This window comes from Pirellulales bacterium, from assembly GCA_036499395.1.
Lineage (GTDB): Bacteria > Planctomycetota > Planctomycetia > Pirellulales > JACPPG01 > JACPPG01.
On the sequence record DASYDW010000049.1, the window covers coordinates 1 to 13,301 of the forward strand.

Below are 13,301 nucleotides of genomic sequence, written 5' to 3' on the forward strand. Positions count from 1 at the left end.
TTAAAGTTCTCGTCGCTTGCCGACCCTGCTAAATTGTCCATGGGGCAGTCCTTCCGTACTGATAGAGTTCGTGTGACAACAAACTTCTACCAGTTCCAGGACTGCCCCTTCAATTTGTGCGCAACTATCAGGACGTTATCGCCGACCCAACCCTTTCTCTGCCAGAGTCAGGATCGACCTCGCAATCGGTTTGACCGCCTGCTCGACGAGATCAACGGCGACACGTTCACTCACAAGGCGACCGAGTTACGTGATCGCATCGCCGAAATCACGCTCAAAGTCGAGCTGCGGACCGTGATCGGGGCGAAAAGGCTCGATTTTGCGAACCGCGTTTTTGAACTCTCGCAAGCCTTGAAATAGAAGTGGCTTACAGCCGATTTCTCGGAAAAGCGACAAATCCTCAAAATCGTGTTTTTGAACCTGCGGCTCGACGACGTAACCCTCGGCTAGGAAATGAGAGAGCCCTTCGACGTTGTCAAAGGGCTCTCTGTCCCGTCAAATCGGGGCGCCTTGACGCCAATTGAACTTTCTTCGGAATCTTGCAAGGAGTGGATGGCTACGGCGCGCCGGTTGCCGCTCGGCGACAACGGCGCGGACATTTGATGTTTGAACTATTTCAATCGTTTCGTCTGCAATGGCTTACGGCCGAGAACGCTAACAATCGCCAAATTTTCAACCTGCTTAGCGTTCTTGAATCGCTTGGCGTCGTCGATGACGGCGACGATCACTTCCGCCAGCCGTGCACCGACGCCAAGAATGGTCCACAACTGCTGCACGCGAGCGTCGGCGTTCCCCAACTGGTCAAGCTTGTCTTCCACCTGGTCGATCAACGTCTGCTCCTGGTACGTCGCCTCAAGTTCCATGTGAAGTTCAAATCGCCATAAGTCGTCCGGCTTTGTTTTCCTCGCGAACTAAGCGATAACTTTGAGAGCCGCGCAATCACCACCGGCAGCACAGCGAAGTCCCCCCTAACCCAAACCTTCATAACCCCTGGTACAGAAATCTAATGCCGGTCAATTATTCGTCACCCTGTCGCACTGGGCGCTCATGACCTCCGAGAGTCGATTTGCAAACGGAGTAGATCCACTGATACAGCTGATTATCTCGGTAGGCCGAGGCGGTACCGGGAAATCTCAGGGCCGTTGGAAGAACCACGTCAAGGCCTGCATGCACTGTTTTCACCGGTCGCATAGCGATGGCTGAATCTGGATACCACCGGATCGGAACCGAGTCGACCGCTAAGAGATCGGCACATTCCAACTCGGTCCCGACCAGAATGATTCCAGCCCATGCCTTGGGATCAGCCGTTACCAACTTAATCGCAGCTCGTCCCCCGTTTCCGACTCCAATTACAATGACTCGGGCGACTTCAATGGAGTACTGCTCTCTCACCTGAATAATCTGTTGTCGCACGATGCTTAAATCCTCGTCCGTCGCAGCCCACGACCGCCGGGCTTGCGGAAAGAGAATAAAGAACGGAAACGCCTCTCCGATGTTTCTCCTTCGATAGGCCTCCAGAGCCAACCCCTCTTTAAGCTGAGATCGGCCATCCACGCCCATTAAAGAATCATCGTGGAGGCACACTACAAGCAGCCGATCCGTGAGCGTCGATGCATTCGCAGGCATGTATAGAGCATACCTATGCACATCATTTGGTCTCGTCTGTAATGTACACTCCTTGAATCCAGGCCTGCCACTATAGTGCGTTAACCCTGTACGCTTCCATATGCCTACGATTCCGAACACGCCCCATATGCCGATGATACCCCAGCAGATGATCTCTCGCCACTTCACGGGTTCACCTTAAATACAAATATCGATGTACCAATTCGCGATACCAATTGCTGATCCATTAGCCAGGAGTAATCGAGCATCAGATTATGCGCATCCACGATGGCGATGCCGCCCATGCCAGCATGTGGCAATGGGTAACGTGCCTCAAGATATATCGCGGGATCAACTACACCGGCTAGTGCGACGTGTATCGCCGTTGTTCGTGAGTTGCGATCCAGCCATCTTTTGAGTTCCAGCCAATCTTGTCCCCAATCTACGTTGCTGTCTGCAAGATATTTCCATCCATTTTGTGGACCCCCGACCGTTTCGTTGAAGTATCCGAGCCAGTTCGGGTAGTGATAACAACAACTCGCTATGGAGATCGACACGCCGAGCAAGCCCGCAACGAGTGCACAGCGGCGCAAGCGTTGGTTCTGCTCGGCAAACAGCACTCCCGCAAGCACGCAGTAGAAAGGGTATGCGGGCAAGATATACCGAAGATGGTTCGTGTAGCCGGTCTTGCATGACGCAGCCGTAAATATGACCAACGGCGTTGCCCACAACAACGACGGAATAGACATACGCTTGTATATTATGGTACCTAGCGACACAACTAGAATGATCAGATGCCCCAACGGGGACTTCACGGAAAATGCGACGAGATAGTAGTACCACCACCCATTTTGGCGCCGACAGCCGTTCAAATAGGAGTACAAGCCTTGTTCAAAATCTCTTTGTTGAACGTCGAGACCGTTCAAATAGGCTGATGGAAGCGGACAAGGCAGTGATTCGACTACGCCCCTTTGCGGTATAAACGTGAAGCATTTTGAGAATAGACTGCTTTGTGGCGAGAAGCTTCGAATGGGGCTACAAACGTTTTGGAACCCGTATCCTGCATTGACGACGATCAGCGCAACGATACACAGCAAGGCACAACCGAACAGGTAAGACGCCCTATGAACATCTCTAATCTCACTCTGTGCGTCACGGAGCGCTGAGAGCGCGTGATGTGCGCAGATGACTGCAAAGAGCGGCGCGAGTAGTAAGACAGTAAATTTGGTCAGTAGCGCAATCCCTAGCACAATACCTGCGATCACTCCGTCTCGAATCCTCTTGCTGCAAGTAAATATCCACAGACAGTATGCCGCAGCGATCGTAGCGGCAGTGGCAGGCATATCTGCAGTTACCAAAGCACCGTGAGCGCTAAGTGTCGGCTCAAAGGTCCAAAGAGTAAGCGCGAACAAGCCAGCAGATGCGCCAAATAGACGGTGCGACCAACGCCATACGATTACCCCTCCGAGGGTAATCCAAAAGAGGCCGGCCAATCGAGCTCGACACACAAGATGATGAAAGCCGAGTGCATTTGTATCAGCAAAAAGCCGCCCGAGCACATTCTCTTGGCGAACCGCCGAATCCTTTTGTATTCGATGAATGAATGCAAGCGAGATATCTGCACGATCCAATAGCAGGGACGTTGCGAGCATTCGTGGTAACGGAGGATTAACATTGTAAAGGTCGTAGTCCTCAGCGTACCAACATGCCAACCCAGCGGTAATGTGACTGGCCTCGTTATAGGTTACCGACATGTTCTGGATTAAAGAGAGTTCAACCCAGATGTGGAGGGACAGCAAGACTCCTCCAAAGATCCGAAGCCATGACTTGTCGATTCGTGCCGAGCGCGCCATCAATAGAGACGATTCATGTTGCTAACGCTGGCGTATCGTCAAGGACGTAAAAGATTTGCAGTCGCAACGGATGACCCGACTACTCGTTAATCGACGCCAATATTCGAGGACCGCGGTCATATGCTGGCTGCATTAAGCAGTTTACGAGCATTGGTCGAGTACACCAACTAACTCGAACATTGCCCGGTCAGCCGCACCCAAATGACACGGCACACTCCGCCTACTCAACGCCCGCAGATTACGGATTATGTCCGACTATGTGCCGCTTCGTTACCTCTCTATCGACAAAAAGGCATTCTTCTACAACAGGAAGGCGGCCTTCATAAAGGATCCTATGAAAAGGATAGCGGAAACTGTTTTCGGTTGAGTCCCCCAACATCGCCTAGGCCGTGCATCGGCGATTCGTTGATTTGATCGGCTGTGTCCCTTAGGCAGTTCTAGGAAATAGTGAGATGAGGGACTGGCGCAGAACTCTACGTCCAAGAGTTTCACGCCCGCTAGCTTTTTACCGCGTCGCGTTCTTGCCTGTCACCAGGACGATCCAACCACAGCAGCACGGCGCAATCGACCTAGTCTCTCAATCTTATTGTCAATAGTATGCCCACGTCACCTAATCGCGCCATTTGTATGATGTCCACCATCCAACAAGGCACGCGAAAGCTGAGATGCCTGCTATCGACGTCGACTTCCAACCGATCAGCTCCTGCTCATCGCGGTTCGACATGAACCCAAAACAGCCGCAACCGATATCCCGTCCCTGAATTAGTGCAGTTGACTGAGCACACAAATATATTGTGAACAGCAGGCCTCCTACAGCAAACGACTTCGGTTGCTGGTAACGGCCGATCAAACAAAACGCAATGGCGATGTGAAGGAACGGCAATGTCGCAGCTAAGATTTCGGCTGCCCAGCGAGGAACAAGCTGATATTCATAAATAGAGGCCAGAAATGCGTATGGGTTATTAAGATGTGCAAGTGCGCTAGCGAGGAGACCATACGCTACCAATAACCCTATCACATATGACGTATTCGAACGCCAGTGTATGCTTCCACACGTGCGCCAGCGGAACGCTATCCGCGTTGATTCAATTGTGAGCACTATTCGTCCTCTTGCGATTGACTGTCTGCGGTATCCAGCTTTTGCCGCCATCCATTCATTCCGTCGCGATACACCCATACGTTATCGTACCCATTCGCGGCCAATTGCTGAGCAATTGCATCTGACCATACGCATCTGTTTGACTGACAATAGACGACGACACGGTTGGACTTGGGAATTGCCGCGAGCGCCTCTCTCAACTGACCCTGTGTGGCCGACACTGGAACGCTAACCGCGTTGGGAAGGTGCTCGCGAACATAGTCCTTAGAGCGTCTGGCGTCGATGATGCTAACGTCGGCTTGTCCGATCATTGTATTTAATGACGCAATATCCATAAGTGGAATGTTATATTGCTCGTATCTGCTCGCAACCGTTGCCCGTCCGTAGTGATCGTTAATGAAACCGTAGTCAACAATGGCATGCCAAATGGCGGTGGACGAGACAACTACGAGTCCCAAAGCTAGAAGAGGGCGTGCCCTTAGGAATGCGGACTGCGTTACGAGTGCTCCTCCTGCCAGCACAACGCCCAATCCGAGAAGTGTTTCCATATTAAGGTGAAATGGCGCATGCGTCGCGCCGGGCTTTGAGATTTCGATTCCCCTCCCGTCCCAACAGCTCAATAAATCACTCGAGGCGGCAACGTAACTGCTCGATGGGGGGTCGTAGATTCTGATCCCTCCGCCGTCCATTCCTAGAAATACGACCCAGTGATTAAACGTTCGCCCGGCAGTCGGCACCCCCGTGTGAAGAATGAGGGGCGTTGAGGCTGTCCGAAGGTCTGCTAACACCATTCCCTTTCGATATCTTGCGAAAGCACCGTGTTCTTGTGCAATCCGCATGAGATCCTTTGCAGTACTTCCGTGCGGGCTGGACAGGTTTTCCGGCTTAACTAGGTCCTCAAACCGTGCTTCGATATCAATAGCGTGTAGAGCGGCATGTACACTGTGCAATCCACAGAGCTGCGAGTTGGATGCGAAGCAGGGACCGGCGAGATTCCGATGAACGAGGAAGCACAATAGCACGAAGGATAATGACTTACGAAATCGCATCTAAACACCTTTACTGCTCGCCGACACCATGCGACGGTACAATACCACCGCCAACAATATAGCAACGACAATTGCAGTGCCGGTAATTCTGATGGATCGTCCATGCTGAGATGAAAATGTTGCAGAGCGCCCTGTGTCGACCCCCATCGTATCGATCGCCTTAACAACATCTCCGTCCTTGTACACCCAGCTTATTGCTTTTCTCGCATCGTCAGTCGGAAGCACTTCGGTACCGTCAGGAATTGGCAACATAGCTTGCCTTACACCGTCCGGTGTAACTTCGCCAGGCCGGAAAGCCTTGAAGACAATACGCGAGATTGCCTCCGAACGTTCCCCCTGATGCCGTCTGAGTTCCGTCTTTTTTAATGACTTTGGGAGGCCATCATATTCAATCTCATACGTGGCTTCGAGTTCATCAAGTCCAGCAGGTGTCTTCGAAAAGTCAGTATAAGCGGCCCAATCTTTTAGACGGTTGCTTTCTCCCGACTCTGATATAAATGTCCTATCGTCGCGTGTCCATGTTACCGTGAACCGAGTCGGCACCCATTGTCCATTGTTCTTAGCAAATACCGCAGAGCACTTGCCATATTCGTCAGAGACAAAATGAAAGGTAACCGATTCTTGGGCGTTATCGACGGCGCCTGTCGAGTCTGCGAGCCGAAAGCCGCCTTTGCCGTTTTCTGTTACCATATCGATCAACGCGAGCCGGTAAGGTGCCCTGCCGTGACAAACGAATTCACCAAGCAACGTATCAGCCCACATCCATGTCCAATCATCTTTGGCATATGGGTAATGCAGAACGCTCTGAAAAGTCGCGGTGTCGGATGCAACTGTACCAAATGGCCAGGAAGCTCTGTCTGATATACTCAAGTCGCTTTGAAGTCTGGAGCCGGTTGGCGTCCATCTTACTTCGCTGCATTCAAGGTACTGCTGTTGGGGTGCTGCTTTACCGATAGAATCGCCTTCCTTAAACAGTTTCTTCACGCTAGATGTTCGTTTAAGCATCGCCTCGGGACATACCCAGCCTGCGAATTCGGTCGTGAACAGATAGCTTGCGTTGTGAGGTCGTTCTAACTTGAAGGTCTCTTCCCCTGAGAACTCGCAGTTGTCAAACAAAGTCATGAGGGCACGGGTAGATTGGGCCGGGTCCAGCGCCTGCCCCTTTGCAGATACCGATATGTTTATCAAAACGAGAACAACGAATGATCGCACAAACCGCTTAATAGTATGGGGGCTAGTCATTGGAAGTGGGCATTTCTGGACGGTGTAATCCGATAGGGAGGTAGGCCCCCACTACGCGCACGGCGCGTGCCGTTATGTGGAATGTGTCTTCAAAATAGGTGTTCCTTGATGGGGCCAATCAAATGCGAGCGGTGCGCGAGAAAGCCGCGGTTCGACTTAGCCTCAAACGCACAATCTTAAATGGTGGTTACAAGAAGTCGAAAGATGCACCGCGGCATGGGCAGTTATGCCCATACCGCGGCGCGATCTGCCTTGGATATCAGGTACGAAGTTGAACAAAGTGGAAGTCTTCAGCAAGGCCCGCCTGTGCAACCAGCGACCGGTGGGGTCCGAGTGCCCTCAATGCAACCAGCGGGCAGATTGCCTGCGCACATTGGCACGGAGGTACCACCTGTCGCGCTTGACGTATCGCCTTCGGCACAACTCTTAAAGGAACTTAGTGTTGTGCTGCATCCTGCTGTAGAGGTCGGAACCGCGGAACAAGTGACTGTCCCACTCAAACCAGCACATTTGGCTGGTGGTGGTGGGTCGTCGTAGCCTCCCGCGACGTCCGATGGGTCATCCATTCGAAGCCCTGAGACAGATAGCGCAAGCAGAACTAAACATGGACCAACAAGACTTTTCATTTCTCATTCTCCTAGGTGAAACGAAACGGTATCGCTGCCGTGTGATTGAGAACGCGATTAAAGTTGCAGTTGCTCTCGAAACGGACGGCCTCGGGAATAGTCCAAAATGACAAGGGCTGCCGGGTCGACTGAAACGTGAGCCAAGGACTTAAGCCCTATATTGGCCAAAGCGAACGAATTCGCGCCAGTTAAGCTCTGATATACCGAGACACTCGTAGAAGCCACACAGTTGAAAATGGCGATTCTTCGAAGGATAGCTGGCCATGCTCCCGTAACGAGCGCCGACTCGAACTCGGTAAGAGGAATGAGACCCCGACGCGAGGTTAGAGCACTTGCTACCAGCAGCGACTTAGTGACCAATTGGTGAGCCTTGAGATCCGCGGCAGAAATCAACAACAAACCAAAGGCAACCCGGAGTCGGTCATAAGGCTCAGCTCTCCGGCAATACTCGTTGTGGAATGAGCTTGCGTCCTCCTCTGCCGGGTTGGCAGCCTGCCTCTGCTCATTCATTGCCGTCACCCCCTCTAGGGCTCGACCGCTTTGGAGTGAACACGCATTAAGAATCCGCAGGCATCATCATAACGGGGGGCGAAGACTCGTCAAGCATCTTTCCCGCGCCGGCAAACGCCTGAATAGCTATAAGTTGAGTGTTATATAACGCGGGACCTAGATTGTTCGAAGAATCCCCATTCGATATAAATACCTGAAACTGCTAAAACCCTGAGTTGGTCAGCCACGTCTGCCTATTGCCGCACCGGCAATTCTAACGCACCATGTAGTCAGTTGTGGTGAAGCGACCTGCAAACGTCTGGAGAGTGTCATGCCACAAAGGACGAAGCCATCTGCCGGGTTTACGCTGGTCGAAGTGCTACTCGTTATCGCCATCATTTCGCTCCTAGTGACATTGAGCATTCCCGCCATTCAATCCGCGCGCGAGGCGGCACGCCGAACGCAATGTATGAACAACTTGCATCAGTACGGATTGGCGGTCGCGAGCTTTGAATCTCAGAACGGTCACTTCCCATCGAGTCTGACGATTTCGATTAACGGCAAATCTTTAGAGGATTCTGAATGGGCGCTGCACACGTACATGGCTGATCTGCTTCCACATTTTGAGCAAGTGGGTCTCGCGGCCCAATATGATTTCAGTCAGATGTTCTGTTCGAAGAGCAACTTGCCGGTGATTTCGACGGCACTCCCTTTCGCAATCTGTCCGTCCGGTCCCAGTCGTGACCTGGATTTTAAAAGCACCTTCGTCCCCTCGCTCATGTTTTCCAGGACCGTGCGCGAAAATAAATTAGCCGGTCCGCTTCTAAAGTATCTCGACGGTAAATACACGGCAACTTATCAAGGGGCATTGGCGGACTACACCATTGCACTTGGTGCGGACAAGGGGATCGCCGAGCGAAGTGGCTATGCGCTGCCAAAGAGTGCAGTCTATGGCCTGGAGAGCATGTTCCCATTTCCCGTCGCGACTACGCAAGACTTGGCGAGCAAGGTTCTCGCGTTATATTCCGGTGGGGGCTCAACTGAAATCAGTCGAGGCTTGTCAGCCGCCGAAATCACCGACGGATTGTCGAATACGTTCACGATGATCGAGATCGCTGGCCGTCCAGAACACTGGCTGAAGGGGGGCCGCTACCAAGCAGATGAGCCACTTGATCGGCCGTGGGCCGATCCACGTAGTTTGCAACAATTGAAGACCGTCGGCTCAGATACAAAACTCGTGCAAGCCGACAATCGCGAAGGATTGTTCAGCTTCCATGCGCAAACGGTGAACGTACTCTTTGCCGACGGCCATGTTCAGTCTATCGATTTCGATGTGGATGCCAAATTGATGTTGAGTTGGATGACGCCGGCTCAATCCGATCCACTCGGCGGCAAGACTCCGTAAAGCTGGCAAGCCTAACCGCGAAGCGATAGTTTTGGTTTGATCATTAGGCATGCTTGGTGGACAATGTCCGCTCTCTTGACTCTTTTGGCACTTACAGCTCCTCCCGGTCCATCGGGCCTTCAGGCCAGTTTCGTCACGATGCTGGAGGCTCATGACTTTGAGATTCCGCAGGTAAATGCGGAACCCGGCCGACTTCCGTATCGATTATTCGTTCCCGCCGATCAGATGCAGGCACGGCCGCTCGTTGTGTGGCTGCATGGGCTCGGGGAGAGTGGACACGATAATGTACATCAGCTCCGGTGGACCGATACTCTCGTGTTTCAGCCTCCGCATGAATGCGCCCGATATCCATTCTTCTTTCTGGTTCCGCAGTGTCCGCGTCAGGATGAGAGTTGGCATCAAGTGCTCGGCATAAAGGCAGACGGCGAACCGGGTGAGGTGCTGGATTTTGTTGCGGCTTTGATACGGCGTACGATCGACGACTACCCTATTGATCCGGACCACGTTACATTAGCCGGTTTGTCGTCAGGAGGTACCGCGTGCTGGGAGCTCGCCGCGAGGAATCCAGGCCTATTCGCTGCCATAGCGCCACTTGCGTCGAGTGGTTCGCCAGTTGAAGGCATCGAGCAGCACATAGACATCCCGGTTTGGGCCTTCCATTCCATTCATGACACAAATCTTGAGGCAAGAATCAAGGAAACTGTCAACCGTTTGCAGAAGGCCGAGAAGCTCGTGCATCTTTCTACCGTTGATGGCGACGGCCATAATTGCTGGTCGATGGCATTTGAGGAATATCACTTACTTGACTGGCTGCTTGCAGCGCGTCGCGGACATTCCTCGCCATTGCCGGGATCGATATCATTGAAAAACCGCTCACGGAATCTTCTCAAAAGTTGGGAGCCGTGGCAACTTGTACTTACAGTTTTCGTTCCACTCATGATGGCGATCGCCACTTGGTCAGCCCTGCGCAGCAGAACGCGAATGGCTGTCGCTTCGTCAACCGCGGCGCCAGAAGACTAGGCCGCTAAGCGCTATGACGATCGCTATTTCCGCAGCCACCCAGTTGCCCCAAGTCCAACCCCTGATATCGATCACAGCGAGCGTCTTTGAGGCTGCCGGCGGATAAAGCTGGAGAGCTAGAGCGATACCGCCGACCAAAAGTAGGCTTTCCAGCCATGAAATTCTGCGAGGGCCTTGATTTGCAGCGTTTTCCTCGTCGGGCTTAGCTGCATCGAATTGCCGCTCGATCGGCGGCAGCAAAACTTGGGTAGCCTTCGGCTCAATTACGGGCTCTGCTTCGACTGGAGCGACTGGCTCGCCCGCCTTAGATTCTGGCAACCCTCGTCGAAACAAATTCATGGGTGACCAGCGCGTGCCGACGTTTTTGGCATCCGCATTGGGCGAATCGACGGTTACCTCATGCCGGAGCACTCGTGCAGACTCTATGGTTTCGATATCGGGCGTTTCGGCCAGCCCAAGCTCCACCAGGCTTGGTTTTGATCGGCTTTCGCTCGGGGCGCCCAAGACGGACAAGATCAGCGATTCCAACTCATCGGCTGTTGTCGGTCCTGGTCCGGTAGGACGCTCGGCAGTGTCTCCAGGAGCGGCAGCATTCCATTTCTTGAGAATGGCGCCGATCGTTTGCCACTCAGAGAAGTCATCGCGTCGAACGCGGTCGCTCGGCATGAGTTTGCGCTCTCGGATCATTTTTGCGACATCCGCAAGCGAGAGCGGCCCCAGCGTCTGGCCGATGACTTCGATGAGCCATTCGTCCTTTGGCGCAACCTGGAAGAGCCCCTCGACGGAATCAGCGGGGCGCCATACCGAGCTTTCGTCGCGAACAAAATCAGTCGCAACCAGTGCCCCATTGCGAGCCGTATTCACAAGATCGTCAAAAGAGAGGGGACCGAATTCCTGACCAAGCGATTTAAACCACCACTGCGTGCTCATCACTCCACCTCCTGGTACGATTCACAGCACTGGCAAACAGTGTCATTTTGGCACTGGCGTGAACCGATAGCAAGATTCCATAGAAATTAGATGAAAACACTCTCGGAAGAAAGGTTTCGTTCGCAGGGACACACTAAGATGGTTTGTCCCATTCATAGTAAAGGAAGACGTCGGCTGCAAACGCCAACGCGAGGGCGAATCTACCAGGAGCTGCGATCACGTCGGCGCCTTTGCATCGCCTTGGTCACGATCTCGCCGACAAAATCGCCCACACGATTCCACGCCGATAACTCGGCCGCGCGATCCGTCACCTCGGACATCAGACGCGGAACCGTGATCAGACCAGCAACACTGATTTCTATTGGGAAATTCCGATGTTCTGCCACCATTCGAAGACGATTTTGTTAAGTCGACGATACTGTGACAATCCTGGCTGGTGCGGGCGGCCGGAATTGAACCGGCACTCCCTCAAGGGACCGAGATTTTAAGTCTCGTGCGTCTACCAGTTTCGCCACGCCCGCACACGAATAGCTATAGCTTGCTCGACGCGGCGTGCCAACGAAAATCGCACGAGTCGGTTCAAGCTGCGTTGCCTTTCGGGGCATGTCGCGAGCGTCGCACATTAATGGCCGACGCATCCAGGGTCGTTTTGAGATGTGCCGCGTAATACGTCTCAATCATTTCGACGCTGGTGCGGCAATTCTTGGCAATCTGGTAAATGTCCGCACCCTCCATAAGCCGCAAACAAATGTACGTGTGTCGCAAACTGTATGCGGTACGCCGATTGCCATCGCGATCTAGTTTCAGATTGAGTTCTGCCAGAATTGTATTCAACAGCTCCCGATGATTGCCGACAAAAACCGGATCGGTCGGCTGCGGCTTGTTCCTCGCACAAAGCCTACGGAACGGCGCGACAGCTCCGGCTGTGCTTTTGCAGTAGCCGACCCCTCGCTTGCCACGCACTTCAATTTCGAGAATCACCTGTGAACTGTCTTGATCCTTGACGACCTTCACATCTCGATGCTCAAGGCGAGCGGCTTCGTCCGGCCGAAGGCCGGTATTTGCCATGAGGAGCACGTAGTCGTGCAGTTGCTCGCATGGCCACTTCCAACGGTTAGTGCCACATCGCGACGCGCCCATTTTGTCGGCTAAGCCATCCGAGATTCTCCAACCGAGTTATGGTTTCTGAATCGAGCCCTGAATCCCGACACGATTTCAACGTCCAAGGATACTCCGTACCGGGAAGTAGCAGGCTCCCGGCCAGATTTCGTAGGTTGGCTTGATCATCCGGATGATTCGCTTGGCTGAGATGCGTTCGCAACATTTCCCATAACGGAGCAAAAACGTCGTATTCGCTCGTTGGTCGCCATGTTGGATCAGCATTGAACTGGCAGTAGATGCTCGCGAGCAGTGGCAGTCGTAAATGTTCGGCGACATCCGGTGGAATACCTGCCCATTCCCGACCAGAACGTCGAAGGTAGTCGCGCAGCTGCGCCTGTGTGAATCGTTCGACTGCATGAATCTCCACTTGACGATTAGTCTTCTGCTCGGAAAGCCAGACTCCAAGGCGTTCCGAAACAGTTGCGACTAGCCGTATACCCCACTCGGACCACGGCTGCTGAATGAGTGCCAGAAGTTCGTCGTTGGAACGAACATCCTCGATCAGGACGATCAGCCAGGGTTGGTCGGGTATGAGATTCCATCGCCGAATGCGCTCCGACAGTCGTCCGATGGGAATCGAAGAGTCATGCTCAAACCCAGTATGCCAAACGATGTCCGCGGCGGCTTGAAGATCGTCATCACATTTACCGTGTGCGCGAATCAAAACGTGTGCCGATGCTAAAGACGGTCGGCGTCGACAGCACGACGCTGGAGGCGAATGCGGCGATGAAGAGCATTCTCCGCCGTGACACGGGAGAAGACTGGAAGCAGTATGTCGGGCGGTTGATGAAGGAAGAAGGGATCGTCGAGGAGCAACACGAG

8 protein-coding genes and 1 tRNA gene are annotated in these 13,301 nt (G+C 53.2%); 3 read left to right on the forward strand and 6 right to left on the reverse strand.

Annotated features, from left to right (window positions below; translation table 11 throughout):
• Window positions 1-360 (forward strand): hypothetical protein (locus tag VGN12_07555; GenBank protein HEY4309293.1); only part of this gene is annotated, 360 nt, incomplete at its 5' end.
• A 251-nt stretch (window positions 361-611) separates the two neighbouring features.
• On the opposite strand, the gene VGN12_07560 is transcribed toward VGN12_07555, so the two are convergent.
• The 3 genes from VGN12_07560 to VGN12_07570 form a co-directional block, all read right to left on the reverse strand.
• The gene (locus VGN12_07560) at window positions 612-863 is read right to left on the reverse strand and encodes a transposase (GenBank protein ID HEY4309294.1); all 252 of its coding nucleotides are present in this window, start codon (window positions 861-863) and stop codon (window positions 612-614) included.
• 927 nt (window positions 864-1,790) lie between these two features.
• Window positions 1,791-3,458, reverse strand: coding sequence for a glycosyltransferase family 39 protein (locus VGN12_07565; GenBank protein HEY4309295.1), 1,668 nt, complete (start codon window positions 3,456-3,458; stop codon window positions 1,791-1,793).
• 2,148 nt (window positions 3,459-5,606) lie between these two features.
• Window positions 5,607-6,590 carry a hypothetical protein gene (locus VGN12_07570; protein ID HEY4309296.1) on the reverse strand — a complete coding sequence of 328 codons (984 nt, stop codon included), beginning with the start codon at window positions 6,588-6,590 and terminating at the stop codon, window positions 5,607-5,609.
• Window positions 6,591-8,294: 1,704 nt separating this feature from the next.
• Here VGN12_07570 and VGN12_07575 point away from each other — a divergent pair.
• Together VGN12_07575 and VGN12_07580 are read left to right on the forward strand one after the other, a co-directional pair.
• Entirely contained in the window at window positions 8,295-9,368 is a 1,074-nt protein-coding gene (locus VGN12_07575) for a DUF1559 domain-containing protein (protein HEY4309297.1), read from the forward strand.
• A gap of 138 nt (window positions 9,369-9,506) precedes the next feature.
• Complete coding sequence (locus VGN12_07580) at window positions 9,507-10,388, forward strand: PHB depolymerase family esterase (GenBank protein HEY4309298.1); 882 nt, start codon at window positions 9,507-9,509, stop codon at window positions 10,386-10,388.
• On the opposite strand, the gene VGN12_07585 is transcribed toward VGN12_07580, so the two are convergent.
• The 3 genes from VGN12_07585 to VGN12_07595 form a co-directional block, all read right to left on the reverse strand.
• Window positions 10,365-11,318, reverse strand: coding sequence for a GYF domain-containing protein (locus VGN12_07585; GenBank protein HEY4309299.1), 954 nt, complete (start codon window positions 11,316-11,318; stop codon window positions 10,365-10,367). The genes VGN12_07580 and VGN12_07585 overlap by 24 nt on opposite strands.
• Window positions 11,319-11,752: 434 nt before the next feature.
• Window positions 11,753-11,839 (reverse strand) — tRNA-Leu (locus tag VGN12_07590).
• A gap of 58 nt (window positions 11,840-11,897) precedes the next feature.
• Complete coding sequence (locus VGN12_07595) at window positions 11,898-12,386, reverse strand: hypothetical protein (GenBank protein HEY4309300.1); 489 nt, start codon at window positions 12,384-12,386, stop codon at window positions 11,898-11,900.
• Window positions 12,387-13,301: the final 915 nt, after the last annotated feature.